This window comes from Sporosarcina sp. E16_8, from assembly GCF_017347095.1.
Taxonomy (GTDB): Bacteria; Bacillota; Bacilli; order Bacillales_A; family Planococcaceae; genus Sporosarcina.
The window spans coordinates 1-14,479 of record NZ_JADPRZ010000009.1; the positions used below are offsets into that span (position 1 = coordinate 1).

Annotated in this window: 13 protein-coding genes and 1 tRNA gene; 13 read left to right on the plus strand and 1 reads right to left on the minus strand. The window is 43.4% G+C overall.

All coding sequences use genetic code 11. From position 1 onward, the window contains the following. Positions 1 to 396: 396 nt before the first annotated feature. A tRNA-Arg gene (locus I2484_RS08950) sits at positions 397 to 468 on the minus strand. 190 nt (positions 469 to 658) lie between these two features. Between I2484_RS08950 and clpP the strand changes: the two genes are divergently transcribed. The 13 genes from clpP to rnr all read left to right on the plus strand — a co-directional run bounded on the left by clpP (position 659) and on the right by rnr (position 14,291). Continuing rightward, positions 659 to 1,279 (plus strand): ATP-dependent Clp endopeptidase proteolytic subunit ClpP, encoded by a 621-nt coding sequence (gene clpP / locus I2484_RS08955; RefSeq protein ID WP_067206000.1) that lies wholly within the window; start codon positions 659 to 661, stop codon positions 1,277 to 1,279. Positions 1,280 to 1,544: 265 nt separating this feature from the next. Continuing rightward, a complete protein-coding gene (locus I2484_RS08960) occupies positions 1,545 to 2,123 on the plus strand; it encodes a LemA family protein (RefSeq protein ID WP_207150692.1) in 579 nt (192 codons plus the stop codon). Then, positions 2,120 to 2,917, plus strand: coding sequence for a TPM domain-containing protein (locus I2484_RS08965; protein WP_207150693.1), 798 nt, complete (start codon positions 2,120 to 2,122; stop codon positions 2,915 to 2,917). Before I2484_RS08960 ends, I2484_RS08965 begins: the two co-directional genes overlap by 4 nt. A gap of 99 nt (positions 2,918 to 3,016) precedes the next feature. Next, positions 3,017 to 3,244, plus strand: a complete 228-nt coding sequence (locus I2484_RS08970) for a glutaredoxin family protein (RefSeq protein ID WP_346014171.1) — start codon at positions 3,017 to 3,019, stop codon at positions 3,242 to 3,244. A gap of 136 nt (positions 3,245 to 3,380) precedes the next feature. Next, a complete protein-coding gene (locus tag I2484_RS08975) occupies positions 3,381 to 4,415 on the plus strand; it encodes a sugar-binding transcriptional regulator (protein ID WP_207150695.1) in 1,035 nt (344 codons plus the stop codon). Positions 4,416 to 4,530: 115 nt separating this feature from the next. Next, positions 4,531 to 5,538, plus strand: a complete 1,008-nt coding sequence (gene gap, locus I2484_RS08980; protein ID WP_207150698.1) for a type I glyceraldehyde-3-phosphate dehydrogenase — start codon at positions 4,531 to 4,533, stop codon at positions 5,536 to 5,538. A 214-nt stretch (positions 5,539 to 5,752) separates the two neighbouring features. Further along, the gene (locus I2484_RS08985) at positions 5,753 to 6,934 is read left to right on the plus strand and encodes a phosphoglycerate kinase (RefSeq protein ID WP_207150777.1); all 1,182 of its coding nucleotides are present in this window, start codon (positions 5,753 to 5,755) and stop codon (positions 6,932 to 6,934) included. A 15-nt stretch (positions 6,935 to 6,949) separates the two neighbouring features. Further along, positions 6,950 to 7,711 (plus strand): triose-phosphate isomerase, encoded by a 762-nt coding sequence (gene tpiA, locus I2484_RS08990; RefSeq protein ID WP_207150699.1) that lies wholly within the window; start codon positions 6,950 to 6,952, stop codon positions 7,709 to 7,711. Next, positions 7,704 to 9,230, plus strand: coding sequence for a 2,3-bisphosphoglycerate-independent phosphoglycerate mutase (gpmI, locus tag I2484_RS08995; protein WP_207150701.1), 1,527 nt, complete (start codon positions 7,704 to 7,706; stop codon positions 9,228 to 9,230). The genes tpiA and gpmI overlap by 8 nt, the downstream gene beginning before the upstream one ends. 15 nt (positions 9,231 to 9,245) lie before the next feature. Continuing rightward, positions 9,246 to 10,541 carry a phosphopyruvate hydratase gene (gene eno / locus I2484_RS09000; RefSeq protein WP_207150702.1) on the plus strand — a complete coding sequence of 432 codons (1,296 nt, stop codon included), beginning with the start codon at positions 9,246 to 9,248 and terminating at the stop codon, positions 10,539 to 10,541. Positions 10,542 to 10,715: 174 nt separating this feature from the next. Continuing rightward, a complete protein-coding gene (secG, locus tag I2484_RS09005; protein ID WP_207150704.1) occupies positions 10,716 to 10,943 on the plus strand; it encodes a preprotein translocase subunit SecG in 228 nt (75 codons plus the stop codon). Between the two features lie 226 nt (positions 10,944 to 11,169). Further along, entirely contained in the window at positions 11,170 to 11,916 is a 747-nt protein-coding gene (locus tag I2484_RS09010; RefSeq protein WP_207150706.1) for an alpha/beta hydrolase, read from the plus strand. A gap of 92 nt (positions 11,917 to 12,008) precedes the next feature. Further along, on the plus strand, positions 12,009 to 14,291 hold the full coding sequence (gene rnr / locus I2484_RS09015) for a ribonuclease R (protein WP_481886395.1): 2,283 nt from the start codon (positions 12,009 to 12,011) through the stop codon (positions 14,289 to 14,291). The last annotated feature ends 188 nt before the right edge of the window (positions 14,292 to 14,479 follow it).

Sequence of the window (14,479 nt, forward strand, 5' to 3'; positions counted from 1 at the left end):
CATGGCAATGCCGCCGATAGTCATGGAGAAGAGGGAAATAGTCATGGCACTAACAGTTAGTCATGGCAATAGGGTGTGAAGTCATGGCAATGCCGCCGATAGTCATGGCGAAGAGATAAATAGTCATGGCACTAACAGTTAGTCATGGCAATAGGGTGTGAAGTCATGGCAATGCCGCCGGAAGTCATGGAGAAGAGGGAAATAGTCATGGCACTAACAGTTAGTCATGGCAATAGGGTGTGAAGTCATGGCAATGCCGCCGATAGTCATGGCGAAGAGATAAATAGTCACGGCAAGCCCGTAAATTATCACAGCCCCCAAAAAAACGCAAAAAAATATTCGTCCGCTTGTTATAAGCAGACGAATATTTTACAGTATAAACCTTATACTGGGATATGCCCTCGGCGAGAATCGAACTCACATCTTAAGCTTCGGAGGCTCACGTGCTATCCGTTGCACCACGAGGGCGTTACAAATCAGCTGACTTTTGCAGCAGACTAGACTTATTATACTAGTGTAGCTCAATGAATGCAATGCTTATTTTGAAAGCGTTATATTTGACCTTCGTTGACCATACTATGTATGATAAAGTTACAGTTGAAACGAAGTTACGTTTCAATAGGTAGACAACACTATCCAGCTTGAAGGAGGAAATAGAATGAATCTAATACCTACAGTAATTGAACAGACTAGCCGCGGTGAGCGTGCTTACGACATCTATTCACGTCTATTGAAAGACCGTATTATCATGCTTGGAAGTGGAATCGATGACAACGTTGCGAACTCTATCGTTGCTCAACTCCTATTTTTGGAAGCAGAAGATCCGGATAAAGATATTTCTATCTACATTAATAGTCCCGGAGGAAGCGTCACTGCTGGAATGGCGATTTTTGACACAATGCAATTCATCAAACCTGACATCCAAACAATCTGTATGGGGATGGCTGCATCTATGGGATCGTTCCTGCTAGCAGCGGGTACTAAAGGGAAACGTTATGCGCTTCCTAACGCGGAAGTAATGATTCACCAACCATTGGGTGGAGCACAAGGGCAAGCAACTGAAATTGAAATTGCTGCAAAACATATCCTTTTCACTCGTGAAAAACTAAACTTGATTCTTGCTGAGCGTACTGGCCAATCAGTTGAAGTAATTGCGAGAGATACGGACCGCGACAATTTCATGACAGCTGAACGTGCGAAAGAATATGGTCTAATTGACCACATTATTACACGCAGTGACATGAAAGATGGAGCTAAAACTAAACCTGAATCTAAATAAGTTGTGCGAAAACGGACTTTCCATTATGGGAAGTCCGTTTTTTGCTACATAAAAGTAATGAAATTCTCGGCCTATGGGTAACCTAGGGAAGGAGTTTTTCAACGCCAAGACTCCAGCACTTGTGGGTAACTAGAATGAAAAACGTTTGCCTAAGATTAAATGAAACCTTTTCAATCGTCATACTGTATATACTACTGTAGTAAAAAGTTTCGATACGGTGTTCGAGAGGGTAAATGACAGTAAATAATTCGTGAGGAGTGTTAATATGAAAAAAGTTTTAGGGCCTATTCTGGTGATTGGCATTATACTAGCAGTTTTGGCTATGATATTGATTCCAAGTTATAATAAGTTTGTGAATCTAGAAGAAAACGTGAATAAAGCCTATGCGCAAGTGGAAAATCAACTACAACGGAGACTTGACTTGATTCCGAACTTAGTAAGCACGGTAAAAGGCTTCGCAAGCCATGAAAAAGGGATTATCAGTGATATTGCGGATTCTCGTGCCAGATTGGCCGGTGCAAAAGGGCCTGGGGAACAAGCGGATGCAAACGCTGACTTAGCCGGAGCGCTTAGCCGTCTTCTCGTAGTCGTTGAAAACTACCCTGATTTGAAGGCGAATGAGAACTTCAGACAATTAATGGATGAACTTTCGGGGACTGAAAATCGATTGGGTGTTGCACGTAAGGATTATAACGACGTAGTCGCCAATTACAATAGGAAAGTAAAAAGATTCCCTGGAAAAATAGTTGCATCTATTTTTGGATATGAAGAAAAAGAATACTTTAAGGCCGACGCAGCTGCAAATGAAGTGCCAAATGTCGATTTTGGAGATGATAAGAAATGATTAGAAAAGCTGTCCTCATCTTAGTGACGGCATGTCTGATTGTTTTTACATCGTTAAACGTAGCGGTATTTTCGGCTGATGCTGCTGTTCCAGTCATTCAAGATTCGGCGAATGTGTTATCCGCTGAACAGAAAGCTGAACTTGAGCAATATGGGATTCAATTAAATAATGCCACAACAGCTGAACTCGCGGTACTAATCCTCCCGAGCATAGGTGATGAGCCAGTTGAGGAATATGCGGTAGAGAAGCTCAGGGAATTTAAATTAGGCAATAAGGAAAAAAATAACGGAGCTTTACTAGTTGTCACAACCGAGAAAAATTCCGATGGTAAACGACATTTCGAACTATCTGTCGGGTACGGATTAGAGGGTGCCCTTCCAGACGGAAAAGTCGGACGTATTATGGATGAAGTAGCTGTTCCTTATTTGAATAAGCAACAGCCTGACATAGCGATCATGGAAGCATATAAATCATTCTATAATGTAATCGCAGCTGAATATGGCTGGGATGGCGCGGTTGTGCCCGTCACAACTATAGATTCTGACTCAAGTGATGGGGGTTTCGGTATTCCATTCCCCGTCATCCTATTCATCATTATTTACATTGTCTTTCGTGTTATCAGTAATCGAGGAGGTCGAGGTGGAGGCGGTTCGGGTGGCCGACGCGGTGGGGGGCCAATTTTCTTCCCTGGTTCTTTTGGGGGCAGAAGTGGTGGCGGCAGTTCCGGCGGCGGTTTTGGTGGTTTCGGTGGCGGTGGTTCCGGCGGTGGAGGCGGAGCAGGCCGAAGCTGGTAAAGAACAGTGATAACGGGGGCATATACAGGCAACATCCTGTGCATGCCTCCGTTATTCATTTATACTGAAGGTATTATAAAAGTAATGAGGTGCATTAGAGTGCATGTGACATTTTACACAAAACCAGGCTGTCACATTTGTGATAATGCTGAATTAATGATGAAACTTGTCCAAGAAGATTTTCCACTTACGTGGACAGAGGTAGATATAGATACTGATGATAAAAGTCATGAGAAATATATGTTTATGATTCCCGTCATTGAAAAAAATGGTGATGTGATGCTTTACGGGTCAATTGGCTACGCCGATATCATTGATTTATTCTGATAATTTATGCTCTTTTGTTTGTAAAGTCCAATGGAAAGAGTTATACTGAAGTTAGAAATATTTTTTTGCTTCATGTGGGACGTTATTCAATGCGTAGGGACGATTATTGTCCCTGTCGTTAAGAGGAGGGCAGCCATTGGACGTTTTGATGGATGCACAGAGTAAACTCGTACCAGAAATGGTGGAGTTAATGCAGCAAAGATACCGGATATTAAAGCTTGTAAAAATGGCTGGTCCAATTGGAAGGCGTCCGCTCGGCCAAATGGCTGGTTTATCAGAGAGGGAAACGCGCACCATGATGGATATGCTAAGGGGTCAGAATCTGATTACTATCGCAAAAGAGGGCGCTTCAATCAACACGGAAGGATTGACCGTGTTGCTTGCACTTGAGTCTTCAATGGAAGATTGGTCAGGCCGTACGTCTATTGCAAAGAGACTAATGGAATCCCTTGGCATTCAATCAGTCAAAGTTGTTGCGGGTAACTGCGATACCGATATCGCTTCAAAAAACTTATTGGGTATGGAAGCGGCGAAACAATTTTCTGCTAAAATCGGCGATGGGAAAGTAGTAGCTGTCACCGGAGGAAGCACAATTGCATCGATTCCACTCCATATCGAAAAATTTAACGGTACCAATAATCTGCTGTTCATCGCTGCAAGGGGCGGTGTAGGTGATGATATTGGATTGCAAGCGAATGTCATTGCTGCCTCTTTTGCCTCGGCATGCGGAGGTACGTATAGTACATTTTATTACCCAGAGTCGTTAAGCGAAGAAGCCCATGAAGCGTTCCGAAAAGAACCTTCTGTCTTGAAAATGCTCGAACTTTACGACACAACAGATTGTGTACTTCATGGAGTAGGCGACGCGCAAACAATGGCGATTATGCGTAATACACCGAAAGAAGAGCAAGATAAGATTCATGACAATGGAGCTAAAGGTGAAGCGTTTGGTTATTATTTTGACCAGGATGGCAACGTTGTCCATAGGTTACGGACAATAGGTATCCAGACTGGCCATCTCGAGAAGATCCCGCTAATCATTTCAGTCGCGGGCGGAAGCAGTAAAGCTGAAGCTATCTTGGCCTATATGGCAAGTGCACCGAAACAGACGGTTTTAGTAACTGATGAAGGTGCCGCAACTGAAATGCTGAAAATACTCGTCAATAAATAAACGCATAAATGACTAAGGCGGGTATTTTCAGGGAATAGGTTTAGATGGGCTTTGTGTAAATGTAGCTATTAGAAATTTTTTAAATAAAACTAAAAACAACTTGGAGGAATAGATTATGACATTGAAAATTGCAATTAACGGTTTTGGACGTATTGGACGTAAAGTATTTCGTGAGGCTTTGAAACAAGAGGAAATTGAAATTGTAGCGGTAAACGATTTAACGGATGCGGCGATGCTTGCACATCTATTGAAGTATGACTCTGTACATGGCGTATTTGACGCAGAAGTCAGTTCGGATAATGACACGCTTATTGTCGATGGCAAAAGAGTGAAAGTATATGCAGAAAAAGATCCTGCAGCACTACCGTGGGGAAAACTTGGGGTTGACGTTGTTATCGAGTCGACAGGTGTATTTGCGGACAGAGCAGGACTTAGCAAACACATTGAAGCGGGTGCGAAAAGAGTTATCTTGTCTTCACCTGCTAAAGGTGATATCACAACACTTGTTATGGGTGTTAACCATGAAACGTATAATCCGGAAACTGATAACATCGTATCGAATGCGTCATGTACGACAAACTGTCTTGCTCCAGTTGTAAAAGTACTTCAAGATGAATTCGGCATAAAACGCGGTCTAATGACAACAATTCACTCGTACACAAATGACCAACGCATTTTGGATTTACCGCATTCGGATTACAGACGTGCTCGTGCAGCTGGAGAAAACATGATTCCAACTACGACTGGCGCAGCTTCGGCTGTAACGAAAGTTATTCCTGAATTGAAAGGTAAACTTGACGGGATGGCTGTCCGCGTTCCGACACCAAACGTTTCACTCGTTGACTTTGTCGCAGAACTTGAGAAAGATGTGACAGTTGCTGACGTGAACAATGCATTTAAAAAAGCGGCTGAAAATGAATTAAAAGGCTTCCTAGTCTATAATGAGCTACCACTTGTTTCACGCGACTATAATGGCAATACATCTTCATCGACTGTAGATGGCCTTTCAACGATGGTACTTGAAAACAACATGGTGAAAGTAATTTCTTGGTACGACAATGAATCAGCTTACTCTGCACGTTGTGTAGACTTGGCGCTTTATATGCACAGTAAAGGTCTATAATTCAGATCAATCGCGCCTTGGCGTGATTGCGTCCAGATTTTGAATTGAGCTTGCTCAATTGATTCCGTTCAAAATCTGTGACATCCGCTGAATTCAGTTAAATATAGCCACAAACGATAAGACCCCTTATAATATAGTTGGGTAAGAGGAACGGGGGGTTACCCCGTTCCTCATTTTTTATTAGTATATAAATATGGAGGTGGGCGTTTTCATGGTGTCGAAAAAGACGATGAAAGATATGCAGCTTGAAGGGAAACGCGTTTTTTGCCGGGTGGATTTCAATGTACCCATGGAAGATGGTAAAGTAACGGATGATACAAGGATCCGTGCAGCAATTCCGACCATCAATTATATGGTAGCCCAGGGTGCGAAAGTTATTCTTGCGAGTCATTTAGGACGTCCAAAAGGCGAAGTGAATGAAGACATGCGGCTTACTGCTGTAGGAGAAAAACTTTCAGAATTGATTGACAAGCCGGTAACGAAGCTCGATTCATCCATTGGGAAAGAAGTGGAGGAAACCATTTCAACAATGAAAAACGGCGATATCGTTCTGCTTGAAAATGTTAGGTTCCATGCTGGGGAAGAAAAGAATGATGCAGGACTAGCGAAGCAATTTGCGGATCTAGCTGATCTTTTCGTCAATGACGCATTCGGCGCAGCACACCGTGCGCATTCATCAACTGCAGGTATCGCGCAACATATTCCAGCTGTATCAGGTCTTCTACTTGAAAAAGAATTGGACATTCTCGGTAAGGCATTATCAGAGCCTGACCGTCCGTTTACAGCGATTATTGGCGGAGCTAAAGTGAAAGACAAAATTGGCGTCATCGATCATCTGTTAGACAAAGTGGATAACTTGATTATCGGCGGCGGATTATCATATACATTTACAAAAGCACAAGGCCATGAAATAGGGAATTCGCTTCTTGAGGAAGATAAAATCGACCTAGCGAAATCATTTATTCAGAAAGCTAAAGATAAAGGCGTTAACTTGTATTTGCCAATGGACGTGGTTGTGGCGGATGCATTTTCAAACGAAGCGAATACGAAAGTGGTTTCGATCGATTCCATACCAGAAGGATGGATGGGGCTTGATATTGGACCGAAAACTGCTGAACTTTACGCAGACGTTATTAAAGAGTCGAAATTGATCATTTGGAACGGCCCTATGGGTGTCTTTGAAATGGAGTCATTCGCGGGTGGTACACAACGAGTGGCAAAAGCGATGGCCGAAACAAAAGCGTATACGGTTATTGGCGGGGGCGATTCAGCCGCTGCTGTCGAAAAGTTTGGCGTAGCAGACAAAATGGATCACATTTCCACTGGAGGAGGCGCTTCTCTTGAATTCATGGAGGGCAAAGACTTACCGGGCGTCACTGCACTGAACGATAATTGATCGGGGGGAAACGTTTTGCGAAAACGAATAATTGCGGGTAACTGGAAAATGTACAAGTCTCTTGAAGAAGCGAAAAGCTTCGCGGAAGAAGTGCAAGCAAAAGCATCAGTTTCAGAAAAATTGGAAGCAGTTATCTGTCCACCTGCTTTATACCTTTCAGAACTTGTACAAATCACAAAAGGTTCAGCAGTCGGTATCGGCGCACAAACGATGCACGACGCAAAAGAAGGAGCTTTCACGGGCGAAATCAGTCCAGCGATGCTGTCAGAAATCGGCGTCGGCTATGTTGTTCTGGGCCATTCCGAGCGTCGTCAATACTTCAATGAAACAGATGAATCCGTCAACAAGAAAGTCCATGCTGCATTCGACTACAAGCTAACGCCAATCGTCTGCGTAGGAGAATCACTTGAAGATCGGGAAAGTGGTAAAACAGTCGATTTAGTAGCAGCGCAAGTGAAAAAAGCATTTGAAGGCATCAGCGCTGATTTGGCAGCACAAGCAGTCATTGCTTATGAGCCAATCTGGGCTATCGGTACAGGGAAAACGGCAACTGCACAAGATGCGAATGAAGTATGTGGTGCAATCCGTACGACAATTGGCGAATTATATAATGAAACAGTCGCTGACCAAATCCGTATCCAGTATGGCGGTAGTGTTAAACCGGATAATATTGAAGAACTTCTCACAATGGAACATATCGATGGCGCACTTGTCGGCGGCGCAAGTTTGGAACCTGCATCATTCTTAAAATTACTAGAGGCTGGAGCACATGCGTAAAAGTCCAGTAGCACTCATCATTTTGGATGGTTTTGGCCTTCGTGATGACAAGCTAGGAAATGCAGTTGCGCAGGCGAACAAACCGAATTACGATCTTTTATGGAACAACTTCCCGCATTCAACGCTGACAGCTTGTGGGGAGGCGGTTGGTCTACCTGAAGGGCAGATGGGCAACTCTGAAGTTGGGCATCTGAATATTGGAGCTGGTCGAGTCGTCTATCAAAGCTTGACCCGCATTAATAAATCAATCAGGGAAGCTGACTTTTTTGATAACGAAACACTTCTGCGGGCAGTTGCACACGCCAAAGAAAACGGCACTGCACTTCATCTGATGGGGCTGCTATCAGACGGTGGTGTACATAGCCATTATGAGCATCTATTCGCACTTCTTCGCCTAGCGAAGTTGAATGGGCTTGATAAGGTGTTTGTCCATGCCTTCCTCGATGGCCGTGATGTGAGTCCGCAATCTGCACTTGATTACATCGAAAAGACTGAAACGTTTATGCAAGAACTAGGCGTAGGTAAGTTTGCAAGTATTTCAGGTCGTTATTACGCGATGGATCGTGATAAGCGCTGGGATCGTGTTGAGAAGGCCTATCGCGCGATTGTTGATGGCACTGCACTAACGGCGGCAACGCCAACTGCAGGCCTACTAGCGTCGTATAAGCAAGGGATTCATGATGAATTCGTCGTGCCATTCGTGATCGAAGAACTGGGTAAACCAGTTGCAACTGTCGAGGATGGAGATGCGGTTGTGTTCTTTAATTTCCGCCCGGACCGTGCGATTCAACTTTCACGTGCATTTACGGACACTTCTTTTGATGAATTAGAGAAAGAAACGAAGAAATTTACAGACTTGAAATTTGTAACGTTCACTCATTATAGTCACGAAGTCGTTGCGGATGTCGTCTATAGTAGTCAAAATCTAGAAAATACACTTGGTGAAGTCATTTCTCGTAATGGATTGACGCAACTGCGCATTGCAGAAACTGAGAAGTATCCTCATGTCACATTCTTTATGAGTGGCGGTAGAGAAGAGAGATTTGAAGGCGAAGAACGTATTTTGATAGCCTCACCGAAAGTTGCAACGTATGACTTGCAACCGGAGATGAGTGCTTACGAAGTAACGGAATCGCTTATTGAAGGAATTGAAGCGAATCGTTTTGATGCCATTATTCTCAATTTCGCAAACCCTGACATGGTCGGGCATAGTGGAATGCTGGAACCAACCATCAAAGCGATTGAAACGGTCGATGAATGCCTCGGCAAAATCATCGACGCAATCCATGCTAAAGGCGGTACGGCAATCGTAACGGCTGACCATGGCAATGCTGATGAAGTAACGACACAGGATGGGGCTCCGATGACGGCACACACGACGAATCCGGTTCCGGTCATCGTTACGAAGTCAGAAATAGTTCTGCGAGAAGGCGGTAAACTCGCAGACTTAGCACCAACAATGCTAAAATTGTTACAAGTAGAACAACCGGTAGAAATGACCGGCACACCATTATTTTAAAAAGGGGAGAATGACATGCCAATCATTACACTTATCCAAGCTAGAGAAGTACTCGATTCACGTGGAAATCCAACAGTAGAAGTTGAAGTATTTACCCAAAGCGGTGCATTTGGTCGGGCAATCGTTCCATCTGGCGCTTCGACAGGCGAATATGAAGCAGTGGAATTACGTGACGGTGATCCAGATCGCTACTTCGGCAAGGGTGTTCTTCAAGCGGTTGACCATGTCAATGAAGTCATTTCGGAAGAATTGGAAGATTCTTATTCGGTTCTTGATCAAGTGACAATCGACAAAGCGCTGATTGAACTTGATGGAACTACTAACAAAGGGAACTTGGGCGCAAATGCAATTCTTGGCGTATCAATAGCTGTCGCACATGCTGCTTCTGATTATCTTGATATTCCCCTTTATCAATATCTAGGCGGCATTAACGCAAAACAATTGCCAGTGCCAATGATGAATATTTTAAACGGCGGCGAGCACGCAGATAACAACGTAGATATTCAAGAGTTTATGGTAATGCCAGTTGGTGCAGATTCATTCCATGAAGGACTTCGTATGGGGACTGAGATTTTCCATAGCCTGAAAGCTGTATTAAAAGCAAAAGGCTTGAATACATCAGTGGGTGATGAAGGCGGATTCGCTCCGAACCTAGCATCCAATGAAGAAGCGTTGTCTATTATCCTTGAAGCAATCGAAAAAGCGGGCTACAAACCAGGCGAAGAAGTTCTTCTTGCAATGGACGTAGCAGCATCTGAATTTTTCAATAAAGAAGATGGCACATACAATCTTGCTGGTGAAGGTATCGTGAAAACATCGGCAGAAATGGTTGATTGGTACGAAGAGCTTTGCAATAAGTATCCAATCATCTCTATTGAAGATGGCTTGGATGAAAATGACTGGGCGGGTCATAAACTATTGACGGATCGTCTAGGCAAAAAAATTCAACTTGTCGGAGATGACTTGTTCGTAACGAACACAGAAAAACTGGCACGCGGTATTGAAGAAGGTATTGGTAACTCAATCCTTATCAAAGTAAACCAAATCGGTACATTGACGGAAACGTTTGATGCGATTGAAATGGCGAAACGTGCTGGCTATACGGCTGTAATTTCCCACCGTTCAGGTGAATCGGAAGATACGACAATTGCTGATATCGCAGTTGCAACAAACGCTGGTCAAATCAAAACGGGTGCACCATCTCGTACGGACCGCGTTGCGAAATACAACCAATTGCTTCGTATTGAAGATCAGCTAGATGATACTGCTGAGTATCTTGGTGTTAAGACGTTTTATAACTTGAAGAAATAATGATTGATGAAAACCCGCTTAGGCGGGTTTTTCTTTGGTTTTTGGGAGATTGGGTGAAACTCACTAGGTGTTTAGCAATACTTCTGTCTTAAAATTAGAACAATAGGTTGTAACGCCAGTCTGTTTTTGGTAAAATAGAACTGTTGTGAAGTTCGAATCGGGAGGTGGAACAAAATGCATACTTTGCTGATGACACTGCTCGTTATCGTAGCACTATCATTGATCGTAGTCGTATTATTGCAATCTGGGAAAAGCGCAGGTCTATCAGGAGCCATCTCTGGCGGAGCCGAACAACTTTTCGGAAAACAAAAAGCACGTGGACTTGACCTCGTACTTCAACGGGTCACAGTTGTACTTGCCGTTTTGTTTATCGTGTTGGCAATCGTCCTTGTGAAAGTATAATCTTAAATAGACCATTATCGCCTGACCTTCCGACTGGTCGGGCGTTTTTTATTAAAAGTAGGAAAGTATAAGATTTTCTACTGGGGTCGTTGTCTAGACTCCAGGCGCCAGCCGCTCGGGTCATAAGCAATCCAGCTATGTGGCAAAGTACGCCACGTCGCTGGATTGACTTATGCCTGTCGCGTCTAGCGGGTGCCTTGCGCTTTTCTTAGGAAGGATGATCTAAATGAGAGTTGCACAACCGAAACCATTTTTTTTCGAAAGAGGGAAGCGTGCAGTTTTACTGCTCCACGGATTTACTGGTACCTCTGCGGATGTCCGGATGTTGGGGCGTTTTCTTGAAAAGGAAGGCTACACATCGCTTGCACCTCATTACAAAGGCCACGGCGTACCCCCTGAAGAATTAATCCACTCGGGTCCCGAAGAGTGGTGGGATGATGTTCTTACGGGGTATAATCAATTACAGGAAGCTGGCTATGATGAGATTGCAGTTGCGGGATTGTCTTTAGGAGGCGTATTTTCGCTCAAATTGGGGTATAACAAGCCAGTGAAGGGCATTGTTACGATGTGCGCGCCGATGTCGATGAAAACTACGGACCTTATGTATGAAGGTGTCCTTAAATATGCACGGGAGTATAAGAAGATTGAAGGGAAAGACGATGCTGACATCGAAAGAGATATAGAGGCATTACGTGCGCAAAACATGCCATCTCTCGAAGAACTTCGCTCACTTGTCTATGATGTGCGCGATCATATCGACCACATTTATGCACCACTATTGGTTGTGCAAGCTACATACGATGATGTTATCGAGACCGATTCTGCAAACGTTATTTATGACAATACTGAATCAGACATAAAACACATTAAATGGTATGAACAATCGGGACATGTCATTACGCTTGGACCCGAAAAAGTGACCCTCCATCAAGATATTTTGAGATTCCTGGAATCATTGGACTGGAATGAGTGAAAGATAAGACCAATGACCATACTATATACTTATAAGGAGTGATGCAATTGGATAGCATAGAACAAGACATTCAGCAAAAATTGCTGTCTCTAATGAAAGAAGAATCGTATAAACCGTTAACTGTACAGGAAATCCAAGAAGTAATGGGATTTGAACAGGCGGCAGAGTTTAAGGAACTAGTGAAAATGCTTGTAGACCTTGAACAAAAAGGGCAAATTATACGTTCGAAAGCGAACCGATATGGCGTACCCGAAGGCATGAATCTCCTGCGTGGAAAATTCATCGGGCATGCAAAAGGCTTCGGTTTTGTGGCACCGGAAGAAGAAGGATTGGATGATGTATTCATCCCACCACATGAAGTGAATGGTGCAATGAACGGGGATACTGTCCTCATACGTGTCGTTAACGCCACGTCAGGCGGTAGACGTGAAGGGGCAATTACACGTGTCGTAGAACGTAAAACGACAAAGGTAGTTGGCATGTACCAGAACAATAAAGGCTTTGGTTTCGTAGTTCCTGATGATAAGAAATTACCTATGGACGTTTTCATCGGCAAAGGCAATTCGCTGGATGCGGTAGACGGTCATAAAGTCGTTGTTGAAATAACGGAATGGCCGATTGATGGGAAGTCAGCAACAGGCATGGTCACGCAAATCCTTGGACATAGAAATGATCCAGGTGTGGATATCTTGTCTATTATCCATAAGCATGGAATTGAAGTTGATTTTCCGCAAGCAGTACTAAACCAGGCCAATAAAATACCTGATGAAGTGCAGGAACAAGATTTGTTTAACCGTCGTGACCTTCGTGAAGAACTTTCGATTACAATTGATGGTGCGGATGCCAAAGACCTTGACGATGCCATTTCAGTTGTGAAAAACGACAATGGTAGTTATCTATTATCTGTTCATATTTCGGATGTCAGTTATTATGTGACGGAAAATTCTCCGATGGGTGATGACGCTTATGACCGTGGAACTAGTGTTTACTTAACGGACAGAGTTATTCCGATGTTGCCGCATAGATTATCGAACGGAATCTGTTCATTAAACAAAGGTGTAGATAGACTCACTTTGTCTTGTACAATGACGATAGACCGCAACGGCAAGGTCGTCGAGCACGAGATCTTTGAAAGTGTTATTCGCTCGAAAGAACGTATGACATATAATGAAGTCTATAAAATCATCGAAGAAAAAGATGAAGAACTTTCAACTCGATATGCACATGTTGTTCCTATGATTAATCATATGGCAGACCTCGCAGCTATTTTGAAGCAGAAGAGGGCGGATCGTGGAGCCATTGATTTCAATTTCAAGGAATCAAAAATCCTTGTTGATGAAAAAGGATGGCCAACGGATGTAGTCATTATGGAACGTACTGTGTCAGAGCGCCTCATAGAGGAATTCATGCTTGCTGCGAATGAAACGATTGCGGAACATTTCCACAGGCTTGAACTACCGTTCATTTACCGGATTCATGAAGATCCCAAGGCTGAAAAGTTACAACGTTTCTTCGAATTTCTAACTAACTTCGGGGTTGTTGTAAAAGGAGCGGGGAATAAAGTCCATCCAAAAGCGCTACAGGAAATTGTTGAATCAATTGAGGGTCTTCCTGAAGAAACGGTTATATCGACAATGCTCCTTCGTTCAATGCAACAAGCGAAGTATCTTGATCAAAGTCTGGGTCACTTTGGTTTATCGACAGAATTTTATACCCATTTCACGGCACCCATTCGACGCTTTCCAGATTTGATCGTCCACCGTTTAATCCGGACATATTTAATCGAAAAAGACACTTCTGCACAGACACTTGCGCATTGGGGTGCGATATTATCCGATATTGCCGAGCATACATCGGAACGGGAACGTCGTGCGGTTGAAGCAGAACGTGATACAGAGTCACTGAAAAAATCTCAATTCATGCTCGACAAAATTGGCGAAGAATTCGAGGGTGTTATTTCATCGGTTACAAACTTTGGTTTGTTTGTCGAACTGGAAAACACAATTGAAGGACTTGTTCATGTTAGTCATATGACAGATGATTATTATCGATTCGACGACAGACAAATGATGATGATTGGTGAACGCGCTGGCAAACAATACAGGCTTGGCGACGAAGTAACCGTCAAAGTTATTGCTGTGAAACCTGAAGAATCGACTATTGATTTTGAAATAGTTGGGATGAAACAAAACTTCCGCCGTACACGTAAAGAAACGCCGAAAGTCATCCATGCAAAGAAAAAAGAAGTTGGCAATAAGACTATAGAGAAGACGAAAGATAAGAAGAAAACAGGCACATATAATAAAAAGAAAAAGTTCTATGAAGGCGCGGCTAAAAAAGCGGGTAGTAAACCAAAGCCTAAAAAGAAAAAGTAATGCCGGAGCGGTCTAGGCCGCTCCAGAGTTAAGCCTCCGGCGGATGTCACAAATTTTGAAATGAGTTAAGGAAGGCAACCTAAGTTCGCCGCGTCCTGCGGCAAAGGTTGCATACCTGCTTCCTGCAGGCACAATTCAAAATTTGGACGCAATTACGCCGGGGTGTAATTGATTAAGGGGTGAAAGAA

Coding starts and splice junctions, on each gene's coding strand:
- gap (WP_207150698.1), top strand. CDS start 4,531: ATGACATTGAAAATTGCAATTAACGGTTTTGGACGTATTGGACGTAAA.
- I2484_RS08960 (WP_207150692.1), top strand. CDS start 1,545: ATGAAAAAAGTTTTAGGGCCTATTCTGGTGATTGGCATTATACTAGCA.
- gpmI (WP_207150701.1), top strand. CDS start 7,704: ATGCGTAAAAGTCCAGTAGCACTCATCATTTTGGATGGTTTTGGCCTT.
- I2484_RS08965 (WP_207150693.1), top strand. CDS start 2,120: ATGATTAGAAAAGCTGTCCTCATCTTAGTGACGGCATGTCTGATTGTT.
- I2484_RS09010 (WP_207150706.1), top strand. CDS start 11,170: ATGAGAGTTGCACAACCGAAACCATTTTTTTTCGAAAGAGGGAAGCGT.
- clpP (WP_067206000.1), top strand. CDS start 659: ATGAATCTAATACCTACAGTAATTGAACAGACTAGCCGCGGTGAGCGT.
- secG (WP_207150704.1), top strand. CDS start 10,716: ATGCATACTTTGCTGATGACACTGCTCGTTATCGTAGCACTATCATTG.
- rnr (WP_481886395.1), top strand. CDS start 12,009: ATGAAAGAAGAATCGTATAAACCGTTAACTGTACAGGAAATCCAAGAA.
- eno (WP_207150702.1), top strand. CDS start 9,246: ATGCCAATCATTACACTTATCCAAGCTAGAGAAGTACTCGATTCACGT.